Here is a 26,894-nt window from a genome sequence, read left to right as displayed (position 1 = left end):
CGCAGCATCGGCTGCAGTAAGGCCGGATATAGAGCTGCAACCTACCGTCAATGTCTGAACAACGAAAGCCTTGCAAACGGGATGCGTTCATATAGAAATATGGATGCTTTTCAATATTATTACCAGTGGGAATTAGATTATCTGCGGCAACGTGAAAAATTGGCTGCTGAAGAAAAGCCGCATTTAGCCAAAATTTTTGGGGAATACGATCCTGATATCGAAAGGCTAAATCAGGGTTTTTCGGTCTTAATGGCTCGTGTGCATCAAAAAGTGCAGGATACCTTTCCCGAAATGACACTGCCTTTGCTGCAACGATTAAAGGCTCTGCCTATCAAGGGTATTCCCGCGACGAGCGTCATTCAATTTAACGTCATGGAAGGAGGAAAAGAGGCTTTTACGTTGCCGAAGTATTCAGAGGTTTCAGCTAATACAGGTGCGATATTTATGACAAGCAGAGCCTGCGATATCGAACCTCTGGCATTGGTCGCACGAAATATAACTTATCAGGCAGAAACCTGCTGTATTACGTTGACTTTTCACTATACAGGCAGGGATGATTACTGGTCCATACATCCTGTTAGTCTGTTCCTCAGTCCTGATGAAGCCGTCGCGGATACTTTAATGCTGGCGTTGTGCCGCAGTTTGATTAGCGCGGAATTGCATCACAACGGATTGACTTATCCCGCCGAACCGCTCTGGTTTGAACCCTTGTCAGGAACTTCGCGCTTAATTTTATCATCACCAATGTTGGTGGCGGGTCATTGGGCGCCCCAAATGCTGATGGAATCGTTTTACTTGCCCCATGTTCACCATTTTCTGATCTTGGATCTGCCTACAACAATGTGCAACCGTTTATCCATGACAGAAAGCCGACAGTTCAGTGTGACGCTGAGACTCAGTGAGGTGCTTTCCTTGTCTGAATCACAACTGGCCGATGCTTTCCAGCTTCATTGTGTCCCTGTGGTGAACTTTGAACGCGAGTCACAGGTAACTCTCTCCTTTGCGCCAGATACAGCCCGTTATCCACTACCTTTGCCAGAAGGGCAAGGGATATGGCACCTGACTGATCTGGAGTTAAAAAATGAGCCGGGTAAAGAACGGGGCAAACGGTATCAGTTTTATCCGATGAGTGAATTCACACATTTTTTCCGTCATGCGGATGAAGAAATCTGGTTTTATGAGTGGGATACAACCCGTGATGCGTTGGGACGTCTGGAATATGCCCTGATTTTTTATGACTGTCATGCCCGCCCGATGGAACAGGCACCAGATCAGGGATTTACCTGTCATTTTGTGGCTTTTGATACCCGTTTGCCAACATTGGCAGCGGGAGCTATCTGTGACGCGAGTGAAGATATTCCTGATAGTTTGCAAGTAAAAAATCTTACGCCTACTGCCCCCAGCTACCCACCCGTGACCGATTCTTCACGATATTGGCCATTATTGTCTCATTATGGTGCAAATGGTTTCTGGTTGAATTCAGTCTCTTCACTAAAGCAGCTATTACTGGATTACGATTTTTACGCTGACCTTGACCGTCATATCCACCGTAATATCAAGCGAATGGCTGCGGGTATTTTAGCCATTCAATCTGAGCCGGGTGATTGGCTTATCCGTGGCATTCCTCACCGTTGTGTACATATTGAACTGACACTGGATGAATCTGTTTATACCAGTCAGGGAGAAATGTTCCATTTTGCCAATGCGTTATATCAGTTTTTTCCGTTTTCTCTGACCGAAAACATGCGGGTGCGAATGAGTGTCATCGGGCATGTTTCCAATATCCGCTGGCGTTTATCGCCTGGTCTGCTTCAAGGGTATCGTCCCATTATGTGAGGAGCTGCAAAATGGATGGATTAGTTTTTACATGTCAAATCGGTGCGTTATCGAGCACAACTTTTCAGGTGGTCAATTTCAACTTACAGGAAGGATTATCACAGCTTTATCATTTGTCTCTGACGGTAGTCAGTCAGCTTGATAATGTGGTACTTAACGATCAACTGGGCACCTATGCCTCTTTGACTGTAACCCGCAATGGCAAGGCAGAACGTACCGTTAAAGGTATCGTGGCAGGGGCTTCGCAGGGTAATACCGACGGAAGGCAAACTTACTATTCTTTTACTATCCGGCCTGAAATGTGGCGAATGACGCTTCATCAGGATAGCCGCCTGTTTCAGCGCCAATCTGTGCCGGATATTCTCAAACAGTTGTTAAAAGAGCACCGTGTTAAATCGGATAACAAATTTTATGAAGATAGTCAGCTTCATCCGGTACGGGAATACACGACGCAAAAACGTGAATCTGCCTATGACTTCTGGTGTCGATTGGCAGCGGAAGAAGGGATTGCTTTCTGGTTTGAAGAAGAACAACTCTTTTTCAGTGATTCCCATTTGGGGATGACGGCCGATCTTAACCTGATTTATAACAATCAGCCCAATACTGATGATAAAGATACGACTGCATGGCAGTGGCAATATGGGGAATACCTCTGTGTGGATGAGTATATCCACAAAGATTATAACTATCTGCGTCCTTCACAACCTTTGCAGTCTCAGGCCACTTTGCCCCAAGGCGGACGTCATGCGATATTTGAAAGTTATGGCCGTTTCCCGTGGAGCAAGGAAGGCAAACCCTTGGGCGATGTGCGCCTTAATCAACTGAATAACGAAAGTAAATCGGGTTCGGCACACACCAATTGTATCCAGTTACGTCCCGGTAAAATTTTTACCCTGCAATCCCATCCCATTGCGACCATGAATAATCGTTGGCAGATTGTCACGGTTAATCATTATGGTTCCCAACCCCAAGCTGCAGGCATTGCCGGTGAAGGGACAACATTGACGAACGATATTACGTTTATTCCGGGGAAAAATGACTGGCGTCCGCCGTACCGTTATAAACCGCTGGCGGATGGTGATGAACTGGCGACGGTCGTTGGACCACCCGGTGAAGAAATTTTTGTCAATGAACATGGTGCCATTAAAGTGCATTTCCACTGGAATCGTCATGACCCAGCGGGAGATGGCTCATCATGCTGGGTACGTGTAGCACAGGGCTGGAACGGTAATGGATTTGGCTTTATGACGATCCCCCGCATTGGTCAGGAAGTGATTGTTTCTTATCTTAATGGCGATATTGATCGGCCCATCGTGACGGGCGGTACTTATAACGGCCGTAACCGACCGCCTCTTAATTTACCTGCCGAGAAAACCCGTACCACGTTCAAAACGCATACCCACAAAGGTGAAGGGTTCAACGAACTGCGGTTTGAAGATGCCAAAGGTAGTGAAGAAGTGTTTATTCATGCCCAGAAGGATATGAATACCAAAGTGTTGAATAACCGTACCACGCAGGTGCTGGGTAATCATACTGAAACAGTTGACGATAATCAGGCCGTCATTGTGAAAAAAAACAAACAGGACGTTGTGCAACAGACCAGCACCGAAGTGGTTGGGCTGGCCAAGACCCTGACAGTGGGACAGGCTTATACCATTAATGTTGGCGCCAGTATGAATACCACGGTTTCCATAAGTCAAAATGAATCGGTCGGTATGCAGAAAAAAGTATTTGTGGGACAAACCCTGTCTATTTCGGCAGGTAAGGTGATTGAACTGAAATGCGGTAACAGCACATTGCGTATGGACAAAGACGGCAAAATTACCATCAAAGGGAAACAGTTCCTGTTCGAAGCCAGCGGCCCTGTGCAAATCCACGGCAAAGACATTGATTTGAACTAAGGAGACAGGGCGATGGAATTCAGGAATCTCACCCCTTTTTCGGTGATGAACTACCGGATGCTGGATACAGAAGATCAGGAATACGATGTGATTGCCATGAAAGTAGGTTATCAGCTATTGCCCGCAGGGAAGGGGGAATATCTGGCTGAACTGCTGCCGGTTATGTCCTTATGTGTACAGGATCAATATCGGGGCGCACTGAACGTCTCACAGGTATTGCAGGAAAGTGATCTGGCACCGCTTAAGCCCAAGTGTGACGTGATTGTCAATGGTACGGCTTATGCACCAGAAGGTAAGCCCTGCTCATCTTTCCCTGTTCGTTTGTCAGTCATGGATGCCAATGGCGACACATTGCTGGATAAGACACTGCAGATTACAGGTGAACGGGAATTTTTCCGCACCGATAACGGACAATGGCAACTTTCTGATCCCAAACCATTTAACCATTTACCCCTTGATTACCGTTATGCCTTTGGCGGGGGATGCCGGATTGAAGCCGAAGATGATAAAGCGGCGAAGGCATTAACAGAGGAAGACAAGCTCTCTCCTGAACAACGCCGCCAGCACCCTGATGGCGAAAAGGCTCCCATAGCTCATGCAGTTTATGAATACAATCCCATTGGTACGGGGTTTGTTTTGCCGTGGTATGCGAAGGCGAAAGATCTGCCTCGTTATCCGGCACCGCGCATTATCCATCCGAATGCACCGATAACCGCCCACCATTTTACTGATATGCTGGCAGGCCGTTTCTCAGCCACCGAGCCAGCCTGTCAACCGCAGGGTATGGGCGTTATCGGGCGGGCGTGGCTGCCACGGCGAACACTGGCCGGCACTTATGACCAGACGTGGCTGGACGAGCGCCATCCTTACCTGCCACAGGATTTTGACTTTGGTTACTGGAATGGCGCACCACAAGATCAACAGATTGACTGGCCGTCCACCGATATTTCACTGCAACTCACCAACCTGACACCGGAGGGTTCCTTACAAACCCAATTGCCGGGGCATCGTCCTTTTATCCTGTTCCGCATGGAGGATGGTGCTCTTTTTCCGGTTCTGATGAACCTCGAGACCCTGATTATTGATACCGATGCAATGACATTGGCGCTGACGTTTCGTCTGCATTTCAGCACTGACTTCCCCATCCTAGTGACCGAAGCCCGGTTTGAAATAAACCCCAAAGCCCCTTTAATTACCTTTGCACCTGAACAGGAGCAGGATCATGGCGGATAACTATGTTGCCCGTAAAGATACCCAATGGTTGATTATCAGTCTGGTTCCCGATGTCTGCAAAACCCCGCTGGGACCGGCCACGCCTCCGATTCCTTATCCCGTAATCGCTAAACTGGAAGATGCCTCTGCACCAGTCACATCGGTACGGGCAAACGGGCAACCGGTGGTGGTATTCGGGCAAAGTTTTGTCCCGCAGACATTGGGGGATGAAGCGGGGACGGCTACAGGGGTGAAAAGTGGCACGGTGGGGGGAAAGTGTCATCCGAAAGAACATACGCAAACAGTCCGGGCGGGTGGAAAGTTGACGTTGCGCCACGGGGATAAATTTTGGATGAATGGGGCATAAGGGAGGATATATGGAAAAAGGCGCAAAACCAACGGGAACAGGGAATACGGTGGGGATTATTGTGGGGCAGGCACCACAGGCAAAAAAAAGTCCGAAAGAAGCCAATCCGCCTGTTAAATCGGAATCACTAAAAGATAGATTCGGTAGATGGCGCCAATTAGGTGAATGGTTCAGAACTGTTGCTACACCATTTGCTTCTATTATGCCATTTACGAGAGGTCGTTCTAAAGAAGTAGAGGAAAAAGAAATTAAAGAAGTAGAGGAAAAAGAAATTAAAGAAATAGGGGAAAAAATAATTAAATCAGTAGGGAAAAAAGTAATTAAAAAAGTAATTAAAAAAGTAATTAAAAAAGTAGAGAAAAAGATATTTTCATCAGACAAAAAATCTAAACAGCACCGACAGAAAAAAGAAGGAGGTTGTAAAGTTAATAATCAGGAAAAAAAACCTACTTCCAATAAACCAAATAAAAAAAACAATAAAGAAGATCCTGCTCACCAATCTGATCAAGAACATCCTAACTGTACAGGGGGTTGCTGTGGAAAAGGCGAACCTGTCGATATCACCTCAGGCGATTACCTACAAACATTCTCAATTATTGCCATTCCCGGTCTGTTGCCAATTACTTTAAACCGAACCTATCGCTCTACCGCTTCCCTAAATGGATTATTGGGACCTAAATGGGCCGATGACTGGTCACGTCAGCTAGTGCTGGACGGTGAAAAAGTTCATTTTACCGATGCTGACGGGCAGATTTATGCTTTTTTGACCCCGGAAAATCAGGTGCTGGCACGTAATCGCCATCTTCTCCACTGTTTGCTGACAGGGGAGCGGGAGGGTGAATTATGTATCATCAACAAACAAAACCAGCAAACTCTCCATTTTAACCAGATTGAGGGTAACCGGCATCGGCTGTCTGCCATCACAGATCGCCATCAGAACAATATTCAGTTTATCTATAACGACCAGCATCAGTTAATTGAAATTGTACGCAATGACGGTTTCCGCTTAACCCTTCACTATCAGGATCATCAGCTCCGAACTGTGGATTACCATTTCCAGCAGATCCAGCAACGGTTGCTCACCTGCCATTATGACCAATACGGCTATCTGGCCGAATGTGATGCTTTTCAACAAAATCATCTCTGGCATGAATACACCGTACAAGGGTTTATGACTCGTTGGTACGATACGGATAAGACCGATTTTTATATTCACCATGATGAACGTGGACGGGTAATTTCCACCCATTCTTCCGCAGGTTATTGGGACGATCGTTTTATCTATGACGATGATTCTCGCGTTACCACTTATCTTGATGCTGAAGGCGGAAAAACTCTTTCCTATTACAACCAGAATAATCAAGTAATCCGTGTTGTTGATCCGTTAGGGCGCGAAACCCGGACGCAATGGCGTTATAACCAGAAGGTGTGGGAAATCGATCCACTGGGTGGCTATACCACGTTTGATTACAACCATGACGGGGCACTGACCGAAATTGTACTGCCCACGGGGGACGCTTTTTATTATGACTATGATGAGTACGGCCAGCTTATCGAAGCGATTTTACCCACGGGGGATATCTGGCGCTTCCATCATGATCAGCAAGGTAATCTGGCTGCGGTCACCAATCCGCAAGGACACAAAGAAGAATATCAGTACGGTACTCATGGGGAACTGCGGCAGCATCTGTTGCCGGATGGCCGGCAATGGCATTATGCCTATGATGAGCATCAGCGACTTGCGGCGATTATGACACCGGACGGCCAGACTACCGGTCTGGAACTGGATGAACTGGGGCGTCTGCGCCGTATTACCAATGCATTGAAGCAGGAAAGTCGTTATCGCTACAGTAACGTCCATGCCAGCCTGAATGGCAGCGTGACCGAAGTTGAACTGTCGGATGGCGTCACCCAGCATATGGAATATGACAGCGAGCGACGGATTGCGGCTGTCACCGACGGAGAAGGCCGTACTACCCGCTATAGTTATGGCGCTTTTGACTTGCTTACCCACGTTACCCGCCCTGATGGTACGACACTGCACTTTGGTTATGATCGTCTCACCCGCTTTTGTTCCGTCACTGCGTCTACAGGGGAAACTTACCGCTATGAGCGGGATGCTGCCGGTCAGATTATCCGTGAAATTGATTTTACCGGCCGTATCATCGACTATCAGTATGATGCGCTGGGGCGTCGTATTCAGGCCTGCTATCCGGATAACCACGTTCTGCGTTGGCATTACTCGTCGGCAGGATTATTGACCCGACAGGAAAGCGGGCATCAGCAGGAAGACCAGTACGAACTGCACGCCACCACCACTTACGAATATAACGCGCGCCGCCAGCTTATCAGGGCAACCAATGACGATGCCGTAGTGGAATACGAATATGATGCGGTGGGTTTACCTGTGTGTGAACGCATTAATGGGCGTGAAATCACCCGTGAGTGGAACAGCCTGACCGGGCAACTCACCACCGAGACTGTTGGTGATCATGCTCTGCACTTTGGTTACTCCGTGATGGGAGGGCTGAACCACTTTCAGTTTAACCAGCATACGCCACTAACGCTGAGTCATGATGCCTTAGGGCGGGAAACTGTACGGGAAAGTGCGGAGGGATTTATCCTTGCCAGCCGTTATACTGCCACGGGACTGTTGGCACACCAATCCGCAGGACGTGCCACGGCGCTGTTTCGCGAAACCTTGGCGCAGAACGATCCCCATTTCCCGCCGCAAGCCACGGCGGTTAACCGTAGCTGGCAGTATGACCGCGCATACAGTGTCAGAATGATCGATGACGGCATCTGGGGACAGACCCATTACCACTATAACCAGAATGACCAGATTGTTAACGCTGAATTCAATGGCCGGTTGCCCTATGAAGAGCAGTTTCGTTATGACCCCAATGGTAATTTGAGTCAACATGTGCTGGTGGATGCAAAAGGGGCGATTGAGCAGATTGAACAGCACCAGCAGGCCGGGCGGGTTATTAAACGTGGCAATGTGACTTACCGCTATGATGCCAATGGCCGGCAGGTGGAAAAAACCGAACACCGTGACGGTTTTCGTCCACAGGTATGGCGTTATCGTTGGGATACGCACAATCAGTTAACCCACTGCGAAACACCGGACGGTTCCCGCTGGCACTATCGCTATGATGCCTTTGGCCGGCGTATCCGCAAGCTGAAAGTGCACGATGGCAAACTGGCCGCCGCTAACTTGCAACGCTGGCTGGAGGGTAAACCGGATTTAACCGCAAAATCTGGCGCCATAATGGGGTATGACTACCTGTGGAGTGGTAACCAGTTGGTGGAAGAAACTCCGCTCTATGCAGATGGGACACCTGCCGATGACAACAGTATTTGCTGGCTGTATCAGCCGGGCGCATTAGTTCCGTCAGCGCGTTATGAAAAAGGCAAACTGCACTATATTGTCAGTGACCATCAGGGAACGCCACGGGAAATACTGAGTGAGTCCGGTAAGCTGGTCTGGGCAAGCCGGTTGACAACGTGGGGTAAAGCTGAGCGAATGCCGCTATTGGCGGCAAATGATGAAGATTACCATGTGAGCTGCAACCTGCGGTTTGTCGGTCAGTATGAGGATGCGGAGGGCGGGTTATATTATAATCGGTTTCGATATTATGACTTTGATACTGGACAGTATCTAACACCTGACCCGATCGGGCTACGGGGAGGATTGAACCCATACCGATATGTGTATAATCCGGTAATGTGGATTGATCCTTTTGGGTTGGTGAGTTGCAAGGAATTGGCTAAGGAAAAGGCTGCGGAAAAGGCTCAGTTACCCCGCAAAGAGATACCAAGAGCTACGTCAGTAGCAAGAGATACATCCAATGGTAAAACATATTATGGTTTTAGTGGAGGCAACCAACCAACTGAGATTCATAGTTATTTAACAGATGGAATGGAAGAGGTCAAAAAAACTAGAGTATATGGGGGGGGGCACAATGAAATCTGGGGTAAAAATGTTAAGGAAAACAGTCTGGAACCTTGGGTGTGTACTAACTGTGCTGAATTTAAGAGTCTCAATGCAGCTTTATCAGATAAGGCGGATATAAGAAATATTGAGATTGTTACAGTAAAAACCAGAGGAGGAAACGATTTTCCTATGTGTGATAACTGTCAATTAATTGTCGGTGGGTATGGTCGTAGTGGTGGACGCCCCAATATATTAAGCGGATAACGCATTGAAATGCTGAGTTAATAAAAAGGAATCTAAGGTATTTAATCCCAACTTAGTTCCTTTTTGTGTCGGTTAAGTGTTTAGCCTGTCTCCTATTGTGATTCAGTGGAGACAGACTATTGGAAGATAAGAAGAAAGAAAATAAGAATTCTTTTTATAGAACGATAATTATTCGGTTTTATCCTCAAATTCACACAGATCTTCAATAATACAAGATCCACAATGTGGTTTACGGGCAATACAGGTATAACGCCCGTGCAGGATCAGCCAATGGTGGCAATCAACTTTGAATTCAGCCGGTACGACTTTCAACAGTTTCTTTTCAACCTCATCAACGTTTTTTCCCGGTGCAAACTGAGTTCGATTACTGACGCGAAAAATATGCGTATCCACTGCAATTGTTGGCCATCCGAAAGCAGTATTTAAAACAACATTGGCAGTCTTGCGACCAACACCGGGCAACGCTTCCAGTGCTGCACGATCTTCCGGCACTTCGCCTTGATGTTTTTCCAGTAAAAGCCGACAGGTTTTAATCACATTTTCCGCTTTGGTGTTATATAACCCGATGGTTTTTATATACTCTTTCAAACCATCCACGCCGAGATTGAGAATGGCTTGCGGAGTATTGGCAACGGGATAGAGTTTTGCCGTCGCTTTATTCACGCTGACATCGGTAGCCTGTGCAGACAGCAATACGGAGATCAGTAATTCAAAAGGCGAATTGAAAACCAATTCCGTTGTCGGATGCGGATTGTTATCCCGTAAGCGGGTGAGAATTTCGACCCGTTTTTGTTGATTCATATCTGATTACACCCTCAGCTTCTTGTGATATGGCTGCCGCAGCCTTTTTCTACATTGTCTTTTTCTATGTTGTATTGGCGTTCTTTATTTTCTGAACGATTTTTCAGGCGTTCATCAATAATATATTTTCCTGCCAGCATCAAACCTAATCCAATAAAAGCGCCGGGTGGCAGGATGGCAAGCAGGAAGGGCGAATCCATATGAACTATTTCAATCCGCAATGATTTGGCCCAGTTACCCAGCAGTAAATCCGCGCCGTCAAACAATGTGCCATTACCCAGAATTTCACGTATCGCTCCCAGTACGAACAGGGCAAAAGTTGCACCAAAGCCCATCGCAAGGCCATCAATCATTGAATTATAAATGAAATTCTTTGATGCGTAAGCTTCCGCCCGACCAATCACGATACAGTTAGTGACAATTAGCGGAATAAAGATACCCAATGATTCGTATAGCCCGAACGCAAATGCGTTGATTAGCATCTGGACAGCACTAACAACGGACGCAATGATCATCACGTAAATGGGAATGCGGATTTCATGGGGAACCCAACGACGCAAAGCGGATACGGCAGTATTGGTGCTCAATAAAACCAGTGTTGTGGCTAACCCTAATCCCAGAGCGTTGGTTGCGGTGGAGGAAACCGCCAGCAGGGGACAAAGCCCCAAAAGCTGTACCAATGCGGAGTTGTTCTTCCAGAGTCCCTGAATAAATAGGTTTTTGGTTTCGCTCATGGTTATTTTTCTCCACACGTTGGCAGCGAAGAAAGCTGCTCTGGTATTGCTTCCAGATAAAGGGCGGTGCGTTTTACGGCATTGACGACAGCACGTGGTGTAATGGTTGCTCCGGTGAACTGGTCAAATTCACCGCCATCTTTTTTGACTGCCCAATTGGGGTCATTTTTTGACATCACTTTTTTGTCGGAAAAAGCATAGATCCAATCGGCAATGCGGGTGTCAATTTTATCTCCCAATCCGGGGGTTTCATGATGTTCAGTCACGCGAACGCCCAGAACTTTGCCGGAAAAATCAGCACCTACCAGTAATTGAATGGCACCTGAATAACCGTCAGGAGCGGTGCTTTCCAAAGCGGCGGCGGCAGGAATGCCATTTTTACGGGCAAGATAAAGGCGGTGAGTCTGTTTGTTACCCAGCGCATTGTTTGTCACCAAATAACATTCATTCTGCATTTGATTATCATATAAAGCAGGGGGAACCACTTGATCCAGCAATGTCTTGTGTTGTATTGCCGCTTGTTCTGCAATCCGGTCTTTTGTCAATGAATAAACAATAGCTGTTAACCCTGTCGTACAGGCGGCAAAGATTGCAAGAGTAATCCCGTGACGACGCATAGTTTCTAACATGCTAACTCTCCCTTTCCCTATTTATGGCCGTAAGCACGGGGCTGTGTGTAATGGTCAATCAGCGGTACGCAAATATTTGCCAGCAAGACGGCAAATGCGACGGCATCAGGATAGCCACCGTAAACGCGGATAACCCAAATCAGAATCCCGATAATTGCGCCGTAAATCAGGCGGCCTTTTGGTGTGGTTGAAGCGCTGACTGGATCGGTTGCAATAAAAAATGCCCCTAGCATGGTCGCGCCGGAAAAGAGTTGCAATAAAGGGGGGGAATAGCGGGTAGGATCTATCAACCAACTGAGTAATGCACAAACGCCCAGCGATAAAAGAAATGCGGTCGGGATCTGCCAATGAATGATTTTTCGGTTGAGCATAATCAACCCGCCAACCAGATAAGCAATATTGACCCATTGCCAGCCAATACCGGCCACAGCACCTTGCAATATAGGCTGCTGTAATACGTCATTGATATTGTGAGTCAGCAAGTCGGTTTTGAAGCTATCCAATGGCGTTGCCTGGCTTAGTCCATCAATGCCTTGTTGCAGTTGCAGCAAAGTAGAACCATCGGGTGCATGTCCTGTGAAAATGACCATCAGGGTATCCCAAGGCGTTAAAGTGAATGCTTGCAAAGAGGCTGGTGGCATCCAACCTGTCATTTGTACGGGGAATGAGATAAGCAGGACAACATAGCCAACCATGGCAGGGTTAAATGGATTTTGTCCAAGCCCGCCATACAAGTGTTTGGCAATGATAATGGCGAAAAATGTTCCGAGCACAATCAACCACCACGGTGCCAGTGGAGGCAAGCTAATCCCCAGAAGTAACCCTGTCACCAGAGCAGAGTTATCCCTGAGATATGGCATGACCAGTTGCTTTTTAAGTGCAATGGCTGCGGATTCAGCTAACAATGCGGTGATAATTGCCAACAGGATTTGGAACAAGGTGCCATAACCAAATAAATAGGTTTGTACGGCAATACCCGGAATGGCGGCTAAAACCACCCAAAACATAATTTGGCGGGTACTTTGTTGATTGTGCGTAAAAGGCGAACTGGCGACTTTTAGCAGATTATTGTCAGTGTTTACTGGCCTAAATTTCATCGATAAACATCACTATTCTGTTGGAACTGTTTGTTTTTCTTGAGCCGCTTTCTTGGCTTTAGCCCGTGCAATTGCAGCAGCTACGGCGGCTTTACGCGGATCGGCATCTTCCGGTTCAGCGACTATGGCGGGTTGCGTTGTAGGTTTGGCCGGGCTTTGTGCTGATTTCCTAGCCTTGGCGCGAGCAATTGCTGCGGCAACTGCCGCCTTGCGCGGGTCGGGCGTCTCAGCCGCATTATTTTGTTGAGGCTCTTCTGGTGATGTTGTCACCTCTCCGTTTTGGGCGGCCTTTTTCGCTTTTGCTCTGGCGATTGCGGCGGCTAAGGCGGCTTTACGTGGGTCCTCATTTTCAATGACGGAAGCAGCTGTTTCCGTATTCAAATGTGTGGCCATTTGTTTTTCGGCCTGACGAGTCCGCAATTGTTCTTTTCTGGCTTTGCGTGCTGCAATTGCCGCCGCATTATCAGGGGATTGTCCGGCTTGTACGGTGATCACATCACCGACATTACCTTGTTTTTCTTTCACTCTGGCAAGAGCTGCCTGTACCGCACTTTTATCGCTGCTATCGATTTGAACGGCGGTTTTCTTATGCCGTTCTTCCCGCGCTGATTTTTCTCGTTCCATGCGAGATTGCTTGGCTTCAAAACGAAGCTTGGCTTCGGCTGAGCGGCGTGTTTCTGCATCTATCGCCCGTATTTCTGCTTTTTCTTGTCGATAGTATTGAACCAGCGGAATATTGCTTGGGCATACATAAGCGCAGGCTCCACATTCAATGCAGTCGAATAAATGATGGTTCTTGGCTTTTTCGTGTTCTTGCCCACGGCTGAACCAGTAAAGTTGCTGAGGTAATAATCCGGCAGGGCATGCTTCAACACATAAACCACAGCGAATACATGCCTCTTCAATCTCTTTGGGTTCCATCTCCTGTATTGAAGGAGCAAGAATACAGTTACTGATTTTAACGATGGGGACATTGAGATCGGGAAGAGTAAAGCCCATTAATGGACCGCCCATAATCACCATTTGTTCTGTTTTGGGTTTAAATCCGACTTGTTGTAACAAGAATTGAACGGGTGTACCGAGGCGTGCCCAGAAGTTACCCGGAGAGGCGATGGCTTCTCCTGTCAGGGTCACGATGCGTTCAATCAGGGGTTCTCCATTAATGATAGCGCGCTTAATTGCCATCACGGTACCGACGTTTTGCATAAGCACACCGATATCAGAAGAACGTCCGCCAGATGGCACTTCTTTACCTGTCAGGATTTTTGTCAGTTGCTTGGCACCGCCAGAAGGGTATTTCGTCGGGATCACCCGGACAATGATAGTCTTATCACCATTGAGCGCTTTATTCAGCGCCTCAATCGCTTCGGGTTTATTATCCTCAATACCTATCAGCACTTGCTTTGGATTGAGCAGATGTATCAAAACCCGAATGCCTTCGATAATCTCTTGCGCATGTTCCTGCATTAAGCGGTCATCCGCAGTAATATAGGGTTCACATTCGGCAGCATTGATAATTAGTGTCTTGAGATCGTGTTTCCCGCCATTGAGCTTGGTTGCAGTAGGGAAACCGGCGCCACCCAGCCCTGCGATGCCCGCCTGATGAATACGTTGTAATAGTTCATTGGCATCAAGCTGTGTGTAATCAGGAGATTGAATTCGTTCACACCATTGATCTCTGCCATCAGGATGCAATCGGATACATAATTCGCTCAGCCCGGAGGGGTGTGCGATAACACAAGGTTCGATTGCTGTAATCGTCCCTGATGTCGAGGCATGAACAGGGACGGTTCGGCCTGTTCCGATAGTCAATGGCTGGCCCTTTAGTACCTGATCACCTGCCTTAACTAACAATTCGCCTTCTGGTCCCAAATGTTGTTGCAGGGGAATAATTAATTCATCGGGCAGAGGAGCATAACGTAATGGCGTCTGGCTGGATTGTAATTTCATTTCCGGTGGATGGATGCCTCCAGCAAAATCCCAGATTTTATTCTTGTTGAGCAAGTTAAATAGATTAAACATTGATTTTAACCTCAACTGGCTTAACAGAAGAGAACAAAGCGGATTCTGGAGTTACCGGGATGTTTTTTACTGGAATGGTGTTTAAATCCCATTTCCAATTTGAGGTAGTCGTGGCAACGGGGATCATCGTAATACAATCTGTTGGGCAGGGTGCAACGCACAAGTCACATCCTGTGCAGAGATCTTCAACAATGGTGTGCATGGCACGGTTTGCACCAATAATGGCATCGACAGGGCATGCCTGAATACATTTCGTGCAGCCTATGCAGTTTTCTTCATCAATAAAAGCGACTTTTCTGGCCGGATTCTGTACGTTGTCATCACCATCCAGAGGTTGTGGATCAACACCCAGCAATTCGGATATTTTGAGCATAACCTGCTCTCCGCCCGGTGCGCATTTATTGATCATCTCACCATTATTGGCGACTGCTTCTGCGTAAGGGCGACAACCAGGATAGCCACATTGACCGCATTGACTCTGAGGTAACAGATTATCGACTTTCTCAACAATCGGATCTTCGTCTACTTTAAAACGGCGGGCGGCGAAGCCAAGAATTAGGCCGAAAGTTAATCCGAGCACGCTTAACGCACTAATAGCAATCCACAATGACATCATCAGAATTTCACCAAACCACTAAAGCCCATAAATGCAAGGGACATTAATCCCGCGGTAATAAGCCCTATCGATGAACCACGAAAAGGAGCTGGAATATTGGCAACAGCCAGACGTTCACGAATGGCGGCAAACAGCACCATAACAAGGGAAAACCCGGCGGCAGCGCTAAAACCGTATACCGCGGACTGTAAAAAACCGTGAGATTGATTGACATTCAGTAAGGCGACACCGAGTACAGCGCAGTTGGTTGTAATCAGTGGCAGGAAAATACCTAAAAGCCTGTAAAGCGTTGGACTGGTTTTACGGACGACCAGTTCGGTAAATTGAACGACAACTGCAATAACAAGAATAAAGCTTAGAGTACGCAAATAAACCAAATCAAAAGGTACGAGAATAAAGGTGTTTATCAACCATGAACTAATGGAAGCTAAGGTTAGAACAAATGTTGTTGCTAACCCCATTCCGATGGCCGTTTCGAGTTTTTTGGATACACCCATAAAAGGACATAGGCCTAAAAACTTTACTAAAACAAAGTTATTGACCAATACTGTGCCAATAAATAACAGAAGGTATTCAGTCATTGCTATACCTAAAAATAAGATGCTGGAAAGTAAAACACTGTTATACCCGTCATTCTATTGGGTATAGTCTGAATAGAAATTGCCCCACCTTATGGTGGGGTAAGTGGAGGAAATAATAACAATCAATTGTAGGGTATGTTATCGATCTTGTGTGAAAGTCATTTTTACGCGATGAGAACGCTTAATATAAGGAACGAAAATAGCGGCAGCCAGTAATGTCCATAGTAATGAACGTGTTGCCATCTCATCAGTAATAGGGGAAAAGGCGAAGGTTTTTATGGCAATTAAAATGGAAACTATAAGCCAAATAATAAAAATACGCGGAAAACGTTTTGAACGCATAAAAAGCAATCGCAATACCCATACAGTAAAAGACCACATCATTACTGTGGTTAATGCAGAGATATACCACATAAAGATGAAACCATTATCGAATTGGTGGATTTCCTGATTTTTCATGGCATATAGCAATAGCATCAAACTGGCGGTGATTAATGTCATGATTAGATAAGCGGCAGGAGCCAATAACCAACCGTTAATACGATAATAATCATTAGATTGATACATAAAAAATTTTCATTCCATAATGAGTATCTTGAGATAAGGAAAAGATAGTAGCACAGGAATCGTGATTATTTGCCAACGTGTGATAGGCGGCGATACAATCGGTGCGCAGTGAATTATCCCCGTTGACCAGAAGATTTTTCAGTAGTCAATGGGATTGATAGTTGATAGTTCAACTCGTTCCTTATGGACAAAGGAAGCATTTTGATGAATTTGTTACAAAAGTTAAAGATTGACTCTTTTTTGGTGACACTGATTACTGTGGTCATCATTGCTTCATTTTTTCCCAGCGAAGGAGAGGTAAAAAAATGGTTTCAATATTTAACCACTGCTGCCATTGCGTTGCTGTTCTTTATGCATGGTGCCAAGTTGTCTCGTGACGCTATTTTAGCGGGGATCGGACATTGGCGGCTGCATTTGGTTATTTTCAGTAGTACTTTTGTTTTATTCCCGATATTGGGGATGGGGCTTCATTTCATTGTACCGGAATGGATATCACCCACCGTTTATATGGGTTTCCTTTATCTTTGTGCTTTACCTGCTACTGTACAGTCTGCTATTGCATTTACTTCTGTTGCTGGTGGAAATGTTGCAGCGGCGATATGTAGTGCTTCTGCTTCAAGTTTGTTGGGTGTCTTTGTTTCCCCTTTATTGGTGGGTTTTCTGATTCAGACTCATGATAGCGGCGCTCATGGTGATACATGGAAAGCGATAAAAGATATCATTTTGCAACTAATGGTGCCTTTTATTGTTGGGCATTTATCGCGGCCCTTGATTGCCAGTTGGGTGGAGAAACATAAGAAACTGATCAATATGACAGACCGTTCTTCTATTTTGCTGGTGGTGTACGTTGCATTCAGTGAAGCGGTGGTAGAAGGCATTTGGCATAAAATTGATACCTACTCGCTCTTTATGATCGGTCTTGTATGCTGTGTTTTATTGGCTGTGGTGTTAATTATTAACGTATATAGTTCACGTCTCTTGGGTTTCAGTCAGGAAGATGAAATTACAATTGTGTTTTGTGGTTCAAAGAAAAGTCTTGCGAATGGTGTACCGATGGCCAATGTGCTGTTTCCTGCTTCAATGGTAGGAGTAATGCTGTTACCGCTAATGATTTTCCACCAGATCCAACTGATGGTCTGCGCCGTGCTTGCTCAACGTTATGCGCGGCGTTTAAAAAGGAAGTCAATCAGTTAATCAAGGCATGGCGCGGTTATGTCTATCTATGATCTTTCTCTATCTTTCTGAAATAAAAAAGGCAGATTTATGTCTGCCTTTAAGATTAAATGGATTGGAATAAGTAGCATTTTTTAGCGTTTGGCTACTTTAGCTTTCAGTGCCTGTTTTTCCGCTTCGCTGAGGAACGCGGTGGCCAATCCGTTAATCTGTGCCTGTCTAATCTGTTCTGGTGACAATCCCGCCGCAGGTGCGGCAACATGATACTCATGACGGATTTCAATACCTTCTACTGCTGGGTCATCGGTATTGATTGAAGCCAGAACTTCATGCTCAAGGAATTGTTTCAGTGGGTGAGCTTGTAAGGAGCTGACTGTGCTGGTTTGTAGGTTAGATGTCAGGCAGGATTCAATGCCAATACCATGTTCTGCCAAGTAATCCATCAGCGCTGGGTCATTGATGGCTTTAACACCGTGTCCAATACGGGTTGCTCCCAATTCACGGATAGCATGCCAGATACTCTCTGAACCAGCGGCTTCACCGGCATGTACGCTAATATTCCAGCCTGCATCGCGTGCTTGAATAAAATGCGGTTCAAAGAGATGCCCAGGGAATCCCAGTTCATCACCTGCGAGATCTAATGCTGTAATGTGCTTTTTATGAGCAAGAAGCCCAGATAGTTCTTGAGAGCAGGCTATTTCACCAAATGTTCTGCTCAGAATACCAATCAAACGGATCTGAATATCATGTTGTTGGCTTGCGGAATAAATACCATCAATAACGGCTTCAACGACGCCCTCAACAGGCAGCTGATGTTTCATGGACATATAATAAGGGGAGAAACGCAGTTCAGCATAATCAAGGCCGGCATTGACGGCATCTTCAACGTTTTCAATGGCTACTCTGCGGCAGGCATCTAAATCAGCCAGAACCGCGACTCCCCAGTCCAGTTTCTGGAGAAAACTGATAAGGTCAGGTTCGTTTTCAATAATCTGGACATGGGGACGTAATGCTTCCAGTTCATAAGCGGGCAGAGGAATATTGTGCTGACGTGCGAGAGACAGAATGGTTTCAGGGCGAATATTACCATCAAGGTGACGGTGCAAATCGGTCAGTGGAAGCTGTGTATCAATCATTTGTTTATCCTTCTTATTAAATTTATATATATACCCGTCGTCTTTCAGGTTACAGCTTTGTTGGCTGCGCTCACTCACCCCAGTCACATAGTTAGCTATGCTCCTGGGGGTTCATTCCCTTGCCGTCGTGCTGCATCCTGAAATCCATTGGGTATACAAAAAAGCCAGTCAACATGTTGACTGGCAAGAAAATTAAAGCGCTATCTTGTAGAAGAAATTGGTTCGGGTTCTGTTTATTCGTTATGGTGACTGTTGTTCACTTATTTAACTATTTAACTGTAGGAAGTTCAGTCTCATCGTTTTGCTCACTATCTATACCATCATAGGACCCACCAAGTCCATTATCAAGCAGGAATTGATTCAGGCTGGATTCTTTGTTGTTTAATTTCACTTTATCTTTGGCATAGTGGAGGTTAAGTCCAATAACACTGTTTTCATCAGTGATGATCTTATATTTAAGACCTTCTTGGGTTAGTTGCTGGACTTGTTTTTCCGCTTTAGCTTCTGCGGCTGTTTTATCTTTACCCTCTAATACCTCTGTTTGTGTCAAAGATTCAATCAACATAGCTTTGGGGATGTTGATCTGTAATGACAACTCTTGGATCAGGTTGCGGATCATCTCTTCTGGTTCCATAGAGAGCAGCGTGTTTTTATCTTCTGGAATGTTCTGTAAGGAAAGTTTGAAATCGACAGAACTTTCACCTTTACTGTTTTTCCAGCTAAAAGGAGAGATGCTGAATTGCGGATTTTTATTAAAGAGCAGATGCAAGTTATAGAGAATTGCATAGGAAACTGTATCGGAATCTAATTCATCATTGGTTAAAGCATTTGCTACGGTATCATTATAGGCCTGAGTAAATTTGCGAACAGATTCACCATCCAGTTTTTCCATGCCCAGAACAAACTTACCTGAACCTAATTCCATATCTTTAATTTTTATGCCATCAATGCTGTAGCCGACTTTAATATTTAGATTATCTTTATTATCAGTCAGGTTAGATGTGATTTTAATCCCTTTGAAAGAGACATCTTTGGAGTCTTCAGCTTTGGGGTTACCTTCATTTCCATGAATAGAAATTTCGCCGATGCTATAGTTTTGATCCCCAACGTAGATATCAAAATTACCTTTTTTGTTATCGCCGGTAAAATGAACACCTTTCAGGATAATTGCTTCTTTTTTGGTCTGACTACTGAAAGACAGTCCACCACTATTAATGTCGAATGAGAATGCACTTAAGTCATGATTTGTGTCAGCAACGATCTTTGCTCCTGAAAAAGAGAAAACATACTTTTCTCCATTCTCTTTGGTTTCTGTGTGATTAATCGGGATCAAATCAATATTAGCTGAAAGACTGCGGTTATAACCGACATTGGCATTTAATTTAAACAGCGATTTTTCTTGCGTAAAACTAAACAGTTCTTTCAGTGCATCGCTTTTTTCAAGCTCTGAATGGATGGATGCCATTTTTGGCAATAGGTTGAATTTCTTCAGGTTTGCAATAGGGAATGGCCCATGTTCGATGGTGGATTTGAAAATAATCTCTTCATTTGGCTGGATACCCACATTTTCCACACCATTTTTGATATTCAGAATTAAACGGACATCAGAACTGAAAATACCACGATTAAAATCTTTTGCTTGCCATTCTGCGCCACTTTCAGGAAATGCGTTTTCTATCTCAGTGTTTGCCTTATTGACGATATGATTCAAATGCTCTTCAAGTTTCTTACCTGTATACCATGACGCACCTGTCCATACCGCACCTAGAGCAACAATAACGCTTACAGCGACTAACGATTTTTTCATGTGTGAATCTCACCCTTTTAACGCATACAACATAATAGATTTTTGCGTTCTGTATTTATGCCAATTGTGGTTGTTAAGTGTATAGTCTAGTTAAAAATTTTTTAATTAATTTTCATTAAAAATGTGACTAATAATCGATAGGTATTCATATAACTAAATGAATATAAAGCATTAATTAAATAATTTGGCTAATTTACCATCACCGCGAACAGTCACGGTTCTTTCTATAGCAGATAAGAAAATTGATTCACCTGAGAATAATCTCAATTGCTGCTCATCAGTACTAATAACTAGTTGACCTTCAATACAAAATAGAACTGATGCGGAATCATTTTCAAATGTTATCGGCCGTTCTTGGATAGTATAAACAGAAAAACGAAAATCATTGGCGGGAACAGGGTAGCCCAGTGCGTCTTTTTCCTGTTCTGGAATAGTCAGCAAAGTATTGGCAGATTTTGGAATAAAGTCTAGATTAGCCATTAATTCTGGTACGTCGATATGTTTGCTGGTTAAACCGGCGCGTAGAACATTGTCGGAATTAGCCATAACTTCCAAAGCCACACCTTCAAGATAAGCGTGAGGAGTGCGGGCATAAAGAAACATTGCTTGACTTGGTTTCAGTTCGACTACATTAAGCATAAGGGGAGAAAATAGTCCATTATCATCAGGATGGAAAGTTGTCATCTTTCTGATGGTATCCCACGGTTCTCCTTGATGACTATTTAAAGCAGATTTCAAGACCGCAATGGCTAAACGTTTTTGCTTACCTTGCATACTCAATAATTGAGAAAAGAGAAATGATAGATTTTTCTCAGTCGATTGCTGGATGAATGTCTGAATATCAGGGTGTGCGGCAGAAACGTAACCCAGTAATTGCGCGCTCTCAGATAAAGGCCGAAAAGCATTCATCGCTTTAAATGGGGTGAGTGCATATACCAATTCAGGTTTATGATTATCGTCTTTATAATTACGTTGTGCTGAATCTAAAGGTAACCCTGCCGTATTTTCTTTGGCGAATCCTTGTTCTGCTGATGTTTTGTCAGGATGAACCTGGATTGAAAGCGGCCGGGCTGCGCACAACACTTTGAACAAAAAAGGCAATCGTTGGAATTGCTGGGCCACTTTATCCCCAAGGTATTTTGTCGGCTCCCTGGCAATCAGAGTATTCAAGGTGATGGTTTCACCTGTTTGAGGATCGGCTACAAGTGAACTACATTTCGGGTGTGCTCCTATCCATAATTCTGCCATTGGCTGATTATCGGGGTTTTCGATACCATAAATATCCGTCAGAGCAGTTTTACTCCCCCAGTCATAATATTGGATATTGTTGGTCATTTTCAGCATGGCGTAATTTCCTGTTGTAAAAAACAAATTTATTTATATGACTACAATACAATAAACACGATTAGGTCGCATTATCGATAATAAGTTTATGGCATTATAATGAGATGCCGACTAATTTATCTGCAAATTTTGTTCCGGTGTATTCAATTATTCTGTGTGCTAAGGAGATAGTAATGGCAGCCACTCGCATTGAAAAAGACTCAATGGGACCTATTGAAGTATCTGCTGACCAATTATGGGGAGCGCAGACCCAGCGCTCACTAGAGCATTTCCGCATTTCTCAGGAAAAAATGCCTGTTGCGCTGATTGATGCTCTTGCATTGACTAAACAAGCAGCAGCCAGCGTTAACATGGATTTGGGCCTCCTACCTAAAGAACGTGGTGACGCAATTATCGCTGCAGCGAAAGAGGTGTTGGAAGGTAAACACCCAACAGAATTCCCTCTTGCTATTTGGCAGACCGGTTCGGGAACTCAAAGCAACATGAACATGAATGAAGTGTTGGCGAACCGTGGTAGTGAGATCCTTGGCGGTCAAAGGGGCAACGAACGTTTGATTCACCCTAATGATGATGTCAACAAAAGTCAAAGTTCCAATGACGTTTTCCCAACCGCAATGCATGTCGCGGCTGTTGTTGCGTTACGCAACCATCTGTTGCCAGAGTTAAAAGTATTACAAAAAACGTTGGCAGATAAAGCGGAAGCGTTCAAAAACATCGTAAAAATTGGCCGTACTCACTTACAAGATGCTACTCCTCTGACTTTAGGTCAGGAGATTTCTGGTTGGGCGGCTATGTTGACGCATAACCAGAAACACATTGAAGACAGTATTCCTCATGTATGTGAATTGGCTCTGGGTGGTACAGCGGTAGGAACGGGCCTGAATACTCATCCTGAATATGCTGTTCGTGTTGCAAAGAAAATTGCAGAGTTATCCGGTCAGCCTTTCGTAACTTCTCCTAATAAATTTGAAGCGTTGGCAACTTGTGATGCACTGGTTCACTCACATGGTGCATTAAAAGGTTTATCGGCATCGTTGATGAAAATTGCTAATGACGTTCGTTGGCTGGCTTCTGGCCCTCGTTGTGGTATTGGTGAAATATCCATTCCAGAAAATGAGCCTGGTAGTTCCATTATGCCAGGTAAAGTCAATCCAACTCAGTGTGAAGCACTGACAATGCTGTGTGCTCAGGTTATGGGTAACGACGTTGCTATCAATATTGGTGGGGCATCTGGTAATTTTGAACTGAACGTGTTCCGACCAATGGTGATTGATAACTTCCTGCAATCTGTTCGTCTGCTGGCGGATGGTATGCGTAGTTTCAATGAGCATTGTGCTGTTGGTATCGAGCCTAATCATAGCCGTATCACTCAATTGTTGAATGAATCACTGATGCTGGTAACTGCACTGAATACTCATATCGGCTACGATAAAGCGGCTGAAATTGCCAAGAAAGCCCATAAAGAAGGCCTGACTTTGAAACAGTCAGCGATGCAGTTAGGATATTTGACTGAAGCTGAATTTGATGAGTGGGTTCGCCCAGAGGAAATGGTAGGTAGCATGAAATAATACCTGTTACTTACTGATTACTGAATGACCTATCAAGGCCGGAGCTGATTATGGTTCCGGCTTTTTAGATCTTAGATTTCTCTGTAGAGATGTAGACGAGGAATAATAAGTTCAAGTGGTTTTGCTTTAGGCTTGTATCTATGTTTTATGATATTGGCATTATAGTCAGGCAATGTACCGATTTTCGGTTTGATCTCGCTATCTTCTGTATAGAAAACAATAACGGGAAGAGGACACGCATATTGAACTTGTTTCTGTAACGCTGAATACCACACTCGGGTAATGGGTTGTACTTTCACTGGCCGTTTGATTTTAAGTACTGCATCATCCGGGAGTTTTTTGATATCCGTAATTTCTAATTCGACTAACGCAGCCCATTGTTCACTGGAGTAGGGCGGGACTGCCCGTCCTGCGTTATGACTTTTCTCCAACCGTTCCAGAATTTGTTGCTTAGTAACTTTATTAATAATATTTTTATTGGCCCAACCAAAATTGATGGAATCAGGGTTTAATAGGGGAGTAATGGTACGATAAGCATTCAGAGTAATTAACCCTCTTAAATGATTATGAACAAATTCAAATCGCTGTTCTTTACTGATACCTGATTCTTTGGTAACAATATTTTCTAGTTCAGCTTTAAATTGATTCACTTCATTGATTACACTCACCGCTTTTTTGTACTGCTGGTGGCTTACAGAAAAACATAGCGCTCCTGGAAGCCGGCTTGCGGCTTTGCTACTGATATTGGGGTTGTTATGGTGTATGAATAGCTTCTGATAGAAGCGTAAGCCTAAGTTGAGGGCTTCATTATCCTTCAGCGGGTTAACTTGAATTTCAGTTATTTGCTCATGTTCTTCACCTTTTTCGATTTGAGGTAATTCAAATACCCGGGCATCAATAAGTGGATAGTCAATTAACAGTCCAATCATTTCAGATAGCTTTTCTTCTTGTCTTTTAAAGCAAGATGTAAGTGATTCTATTGAAAGATATTTATTCATGATTATTCTCTACAGTTACACATCATGGCTTTTTGAGTAATATTTAGTTACAACATAATTTTAATTCAAAAACAACTCTCTCAAATATCCACAATAAAATCAAACAAAAATTCAACCATAAGCAGGAGGTAAAAAGCATTTATTGCATAGTATTTCTAGGTTGTGATAAAAACTTAACAGAAGATATTTATTTATTTTTCCAAGTGGAGTGAGTAAGACTCTAAGGTTGTTAAATATGAAAAAATTACTCAAGCCTGTGCATTCTTTTAAAAAGGTTATCGATACATTATTACCATATTCAGAATTAATTACATCTGATTTACCAACACAAGGATTATTAATCAAAATCGAAAATGAGTTCGCCAAGTTTTTTTTATTGGAGCAAGGATACGTCAATATGCATAGAATAAATGACGATCTAACCATTGCTACTTTTTTTTCACCTCACATCATTGGTTTGTCTTTCTATTCTGGTTCTGAAATATACTACTCACTTGAACTAGGGCCAAATTGTAAAGTACACCAAATTCCTAGGATTAGTGCGTTAAATGCCATAAAAAAGCATGATCTTTATAGGGAGTGGATGAGAATAATTTCGTATAAGATCTCTTTTCTTTATGCCAGAGATATCAGTATCTACCGCTATAACAACAAAGAAATTGTATGTAGTCTATTATCTCGTCTGATGGATCTACCTGATGAATTTAGGGAAAATATCTCCGCCATCAAGTACATAGAAAAACGATGTACACTTTCCCGAAGTTGTATACAAAGAATATTGCTCTCATTGAAGAAGGAAGGGAATATAGAAATTATTGAGGGATATTTAACAAAGATTATTACATTACCTAACCAGTCTTATTATTGAAGGTTAGGTAGTGAAATAAACATAACTTGCTCGTTGTAACGGTGGTTGGCGTATAGTTGCTTCGCGACGGCAAGAGAGCAAATCCCCGGGAACATAGATAACTATGTGACCGGGGTGAGCGAGCGCAGCCAACAAAGAGGCAGTTTGAAAGAGGAGGTGTATAGATGTTTCTGTCATTAGTGGGCTTTGATAAGGAAATAAAAAAGGGAGAAAGTGATGCTCCCTTTTTTATTTTTATGTTCAGTATCGTCATTCTTAGATTGGTGTTGAGTCTATCAAGATCAAGGTTTGATTGGACGACCTGTATTGATATCCAGACAACGTTTTGTATTTGGTTCCCAATAAGCGTTAATATTGGCACTTTTTAGACAGTCGTCACGATTATCAACTTCTACATCATACTTATCAAATTCTTTCTCTTTCCTGTTGTATGTTTTTTGACGCAATCCTTTTTCATTATTCCATTCTTCTTTACTTTGACGAGCTTTTTCTTTATTCAACGAAGTCTCACTCCCATTGATGATCACGCAAGTACTATCTGATGTACAGGACGCAGCAAATGCCGATGATTGCCAAAATAGTGATAACACTAATGCAATAGCGGAAATATTTTTAACAATCAAAGAACTATGAATACTCATGCTTGAACCTCTTTCCTTTCATGGCGCTACTTACTAAATAGATTATTATAAGACCAGGTCATTTATTGAAACCAATAAACCTTTTTCATGGTTTTACTGAGTAACTTTAAAAAGCTCTCATGTTTAACGAACTAAATACTTATGATTATAGTTTAATTTCACTTTATATCAATTTGTTACATTAAATTTATGTTTCGGTTGAAGCTATTATCATCATGAGAGGTTAGCTTTCATCATTCAGAAACACATAGGTTCGCATAATGTACATTATGTTAAATAACTGAAGGCGGGATACTTTATGTCCTACTCTATTCACCATATATGATATAAGTCACAACACACATTGATTCAGCCTGATGAGTTGATACAAAATCCGCCTGAGGAATAGCAATTAAATGTCTCTCAAAAAAACTCCCGTAACAAAATCTGTAATAGAGGCAATTAACAGCATGTTGGTAGACTTGGTGACAGCAATATTCAGAGATTGAAAGAAATTTTCAGCATTATTCCCGCTATCTGAAATAAAATTGTTTTGACCTTTACCAATTTTTATTGGTCATTAACATTTATTCTAATGAAGAAATAAACATCAATTTTTGCATGATCGAGAATAATCCTAACAAAAGGAGTTTGCCATGAATAAGAACAGCAAAAATTACTTGGATTCGCATATTAAGCGCAACATCGTAATGAACGAAGCAAATGAGTGGGTATTCCTTTAAATAACTCATTCGGTGTTTTGTAATCTCGTGTTTTACGAGGGCGATTATTTAATCGGTTTGCCACAAGGTTAAT

At 43.9% G+C, this 26,894-nt stretch carries 21 protein-coding genes and 1 pseudogene; 8 read left to right on the top strand and 14 right to left on the bottom strand.

Features of this window, described 5'->3' with window-relative positions; all coding sequences use genetic code 11:
* The 5 genes from BM329_RS12030 to BM329_RS12010 form a co-directional block, all read left to right on the top strand.
* On the top strand, positions 1-1,836 hold a 1,836-nt coding region (locus tag BM329_RS12030; protein WP_177216259.1), incomplete at its 5' end, for a type VI secretion system baseplate subunit TssF.
* A gap of 11 nt (positions 1,837-1,847) precedes the next feature.
* A complete protein-coding gene (tssI, locus tag BM329_RS12025; protein ID WP_092553459.1) occupies positions 1,848-3,737 on the top strand; it encodes a type VI secretion system tip protein TssI/VgrG in 1,890 nt (629 codons plus the stop codon).
* Positions 3,738-3,749: 12 nt separating this feature from the next.
* Positions 3,750-4,970, top strand: coding sequence for a DUF2169 family type VI secretion system accessory protein (locus tag BM329_RS12020; RefSeq protein ID WP_092553456.1), 1,221 nt, complete (start codon positions 3,750-3,752; stop codon positions 4,968-4,970).
* Complete coding sequence (locus BM329_RS12015; RefSeq protein ID WP_092553453.1) at positions 4,960-5,316, top strand: DUF4150 domain-containing protein; 357 nt, start codon at positions 4,960-4,962, stop codon at positions 5,314-5,316. Before BM329_RS12020 ends, BM329_RS12015 begins: the two co-directional genes overlap by 11 nt.
* 10 nt (positions 5,317-5,326) lie before the next feature.
* The gene (locus tag BM329_RS12010) at positions 5,327-9,517 is read left to right on the top strand and encodes an RHS repeat-associated core domain-containing protein (RefSeq protein WP_245759076.1); all 4,191 of its coding nucleotides are present in this window, start codon (positions 5,327-5,329) and stop codon (positions 9,515-9,517) included.
* 168 nt (positions 9,518-9,685) lie between these two features.
* On the opposite strand, the gene nth is transcribed toward BM329_RS12010, so the two are convergent.
* From nth to BM329_RS11970, 8 genes are all read right to left on the bottom strand, one after another.
* Positions 9,686-10,318 carry an endonuclease III gene (nth, locus tag BM329_RS12005; RefSeq protein WP_092553447.1) on the bottom strand — a complete coding sequence of 211 codons (633 nt, stop codon included), beginning with the start codon at positions 10,316-10,318 and terminating at the stop codon, positions 9,686-9,688.
* Positions 10,319-10,332: 14 nt separating this feature from the next.
* Positions 10,333-11,052, bottom strand: coding sequence for an electron transport complex subunit E (locus BM329_RS12000; protein ID WP_092553444.1), 720 nt, complete (start codon positions 11,050-11,052; stop codon positions 10,333-10,335).
* A gap of 2 nt (positions 11,053-11,054) precedes the next feature.
* Positions 11,055-11,681 carry an electron transport complex subunit RsxG gene (gene rsxG / locus BM329_RS11995; protein WP_092553441.1) on the bottom strand — a complete coding sequence of 209 codons (627 nt, stop codon included), beginning with the start codon at positions 11,679-11,681 and terminating at the stop codon, positions 11,055-11,057.
* 17 nt (positions 11,682-11,698) lie between these two features.
* Positions 11,699-12,778 carry an electron transport complex subunit RsxD gene (gene rsxD / locus BM329_RS11990; RefSeq protein WP_092553438.1) on the bottom strand — a complete coding sequence of 360 codons (1,080 nt, stop codon included), beginning with the start codon at positions 12,776-12,778 and terminating at the stop codon, positions 11,699-11,701.
* A 12-nt stretch (positions 12,779-12,790) separates the two neighbouring features.
* Positions 12,791-14,800, bottom strand: a complete 2,010-nt coding sequence (gene rsxC, locus BM329_RS11985; RefSeq protein ID WP_092553434.1) for an electron transport complex subunit RsxC — start codon at positions 14,798-14,800, stop codon at positions 12,791-12,793.
* Entirely contained in the window at positions 14,793-15,416 is a 624-nt protein-coding gene (rsxB, locus tag BM329_RS11980; RefSeq protein ID WP_092553431.1) for an electron transport complex subunit RsxB, read from the bottom strand. Before rsxB ends, rsxC begins: the two co-directional genes overlap by 8 nt.
* Positions 15,416-15,997: an electron transport complex subunit RsxA gene (rsxA, locus tag BM329_RS11975; protein ID WP_092553429.1), complete on the bottom strand. Its 582-nt coding sequence runs from the start codon at positions 15,995-15,997 to the stop codon at positions 15,416-15,418. The genes rsxB and rsxA overlap by 1 nt, the downstream gene beginning before the upstream one ends.
* Before the next feature lie 138 nt (positions 15,998-16,135).
* Positions 16,136-16,564 carry a DUF2569 domain-containing protein gene (locus BM329_RS11970; protein ID WP_092553426.1) on the bottom strand — a complete coding sequence of 143 codons (429 nt, stop codon included), beginning with the start codon at positions 16,562-16,564 and terminating at the stop codon, positions 16,136-16,138.
* 204 nt (positions 16,565-16,768) lie between these two features.
* Between BM329_RS11970 and BM329_RS11965 the strand changes: the two genes are divergently transcribed.
* On the top strand, positions 16,769-17,758 hold the full coding sequence (locus BM329_RS11965; protein WP_092553423.1) for a bile acid:sodium symporter family protein: 990 nt from the start codon (positions 16,769-16,771) through the stop codon (positions 17,756-17,758).
* Between the two features lie 113 nt (positions 17,759-17,871).
* On the opposite strand, the gene add is transcribed toward BM329_RS11965, so the two are convergent.
* The 3 genes from add to manA form a co-directional block, all read right to left on the bottom strand.
* A complete protein-coding gene (add, locus tag BM329_RS11960; protein WP_092553420.1) occupies positions 17,872-18,873 on the bottom strand; it encodes an adenosine deaminase in 1,002 nt (333 codons plus the stop codon).
* A 268-nt stretch (positions 18,874-19,141) separates the two neighbouring features.
* Positions 19,142-20,680 (bottom strand): YdgA family protein, encoded by a 1,539-nt coding sequence (locus BM329_RS11955; protein ID WP_092553418.1) that lies wholly within the window; start codon positions 20,678-20,680, stop codon positions 19,142-19,144.
* Between the two features lie 171 nt (positions 20,681-20,851).
* Positions 20,852-22,024 carry a mannose-6-phosphate isomerase gene (gene manA, locus BM329_RS11950; protein WP_092553415.1) on the bottom strand — a complete coding sequence of 391 codons (1,173 nt, stop codon included), beginning with the start codon at positions 22,022-22,024 and terminating at the stop codon, positions 20,852-20,854.
* 173 nt (positions 22,025-22,197) lie between these two features.
* Between manA and fumC the strand changes: the two genes are divergently transcribed.
* The gene (gene fumC / locus BM329_RS11945) at positions 22,198-23,592 is read left to right on the top strand and encodes a class II fumarate hydratase (RefSeq protein ID WP_092553412.1); all 1,395 of its coding nucleotides are present in this window, start codon (positions 22,198-22,200) and stop codon (positions 23,590-23,592) included.
* Positions 23,593-23,663: 71 nt separating this feature from the next.
* On the opposite strand, the gene tus is transcribed toward fumC, so the two are convergent.
* Complete coding sequence (gene tus / locus BM329_RS11940; RefSeq protein ID WP_092553409.1) at positions 23,664-24,590, bottom strand: DNA replication terminus site-binding protein; 927 nt, start codon at positions 24,588-24,590, stop codon at positions 23,664-23,666.
* Between the two features lie 235 nt (positions 24,591-24,825).
* Here tus and BM329_RS11935 point away from each other — a divergent pair, with 235 nt between their 5' ends.
* The gene (locus tag BM329_RS11935; protein WP_092553406.1) at positions 24,826-25,458 is read left to right on the top strand and encodes a winged helix-turn-helix transcriptional regulator; all 633 of its coding nucleotides are present in this window, start codon (positions 24,826-24,828) and stop codon (positions 25,456-25,458) included.
* 281 nt (positions 25,459-25,739) lie between these two features.
* Here the strand turns inward: BM329_RS11935 and BM329_RS11930 are convergent, their stop codons facing one another.
* Both BM329_RS11930 and BM329_RS14530 read right to left on the bottom strand, forming a co-directional pair.
* Positions 25,740-26,099, bottom strand: a complete 360-nt coding sequence (locus BM329_RS11930) for a DUF1283 family protein (protein WP_092553403.1) — start codon at positions 26,097-26,099, stop codon at positions 25,740-25,742.
* 672 nt (positions 26,100-26,771) lie between these two features.
* Positions 26,772-26,894: pseudogene (locus tag BM329_RS14530) on the bottom strand (IS30 family transposase); the annotation flags it as partial.

The organism is Xenorhabdus koppenhoeferi (genome assembly GCF_900116635.1).
Lineage (GTDB): Bacteria > Pseudomonadota > Gammaproteobacteria > Enterobacterales > Enterobacteriaceae > Xenorhabdus > Xenorhabdus koppenhoeferi.
This window is presented reverse-complemented; position numbering and strand designations above follow the sequence as displayed.

Bases quoted from the DNA above. Each gene is read 5' to 3' on its own strand.
- tssI (WP_092553459.1), top strand. From the start codon at position 1,848: ATGGATGGATTAGTTTTTACATGTCAAATCGGTGCGTTATCGAGCACA.
- BM329_RS12020 (WP_092553456.1), top strand. From the start codon at position 3,750: ATGGAATTCAGGAATCTCACCCCTTTTTCGGTGATGAACTACCGGATG.
- BM329_RS12015 (WP_092553453.1), top strand. From the start codon at position 4,960: ATGGCGGATAACTATGTTGCCCGTAAAGATACCCAATGGTTGATTATC.
- BM329_RS12010 (WP_245759076.1), top strand. From the start codon at position 5,327: ATGGAAAAAGGCGCAAAACCAACGGGAACAGGGAATACGGTGGGGATT.
- nth (WP_092553447.1), bottom strand. From the start codon at position 10,318: ATGAATCAACAAAAACGGGTCGAAATTCTCACCCGCTTACGGGATAAC.
- BM329_RS12000 (WP_092553444.1), bottom strand. From the start codon at position 11,052: ATGAGCGAAACCAAAAACCTATTTATTCAGGGACTCTGGAAGAACAAC.
- rsxG (WP_092553441.1), bottom strand. From the start codon at position 11,681: ATGTTAGAAACTATGCGTCGTCACGGGATTACTCTTGCAATCTTTGCC.
- rsxD (WP_092553438.1), bottom strand. From the start codon at position 12,778: ATGAAATTTAGGCCAGTAAACACTGACAATAATCTGCTAAAAGTCGCC.
- rsxC (WP_092553434.1), bottom strand. From the start codon at position 14,800: ATGTTTAATCTATTTAACTTGCTCAACAAGAATAAAATCTGGGATTTT.
- rsxB (WP_092553431.1), bottom strand. From the start codon at position 15,416: ATGATGTCATTGTGGATTGCTATTAGTGCGTTAAGCGTGCTCGGATTA.
- rsxA (WP_092553429.1), bottom strand. From the start codon at position 15,997: ATGACTGAATACCTTCTGTTATTTATTGGCACAGTATTGGTCAATAAC.
- BM329_RS11970 (WP_092553426.1), bottom strand. From the start codon at position 16,564: ATGTATCAATCTAATGATTATTATCGTATTAACGGTTGGTTATTGGCT.
- BM329_RS11965 (WP_092553423.1), top strand. From the start codon at position 16,769: ATGAATTTGTTACAAAAGTTAAAGATTGACTCTTTTTTGGTGACACTG.
- add (WP_092553420.1), bottom strand. From the start codon at position 18,873: ATGATTGATACACAGCTTCCACTGACCGATTTGCACCGTCACCTTGAT.
- BM329_RS11955 (WP_092553418.1), bottom strand. From the start codon at position 20,680: ATGAAAAAATCGTTAGTCGCTGTAAGCGTTATTGTTGCTCTAGGTGCG.
- manA (WP_092553415.1), bottom strand. From the start codon at position 22,024: ATGCTGAAAATGACCAACAATATCCAATATTATGACTGGGGGAGTAAA.
- fumC (WP_092553412.1), top strand. From the start codon at position 22,198: ATGGCAGCCACTCGCATTGAAAAAGACTCAATGGGACCTATTGAAGTA.
- tus (WP_092553409.1), bottom strand. From the start codon at position 24,590: ATGAATAAATATCTTTCAATAGAATCACTTACATCTTGCTTTAAAAGA.
- BM329_RS11935 (WP_092553406.1), top strand. From the start codon at position 24,826: ATGAAAAAATTACTCAAGCCTGTGCATTCTTTTAAAAAGGTTATCGAT.
- BM329_RS11930 (WP_092553403.1), bottom strand. From the start codon at position 26,099: ATGAGTATTCATAGTTCTTTGATTGTTAAAAATATTTCCGCTATTGCA.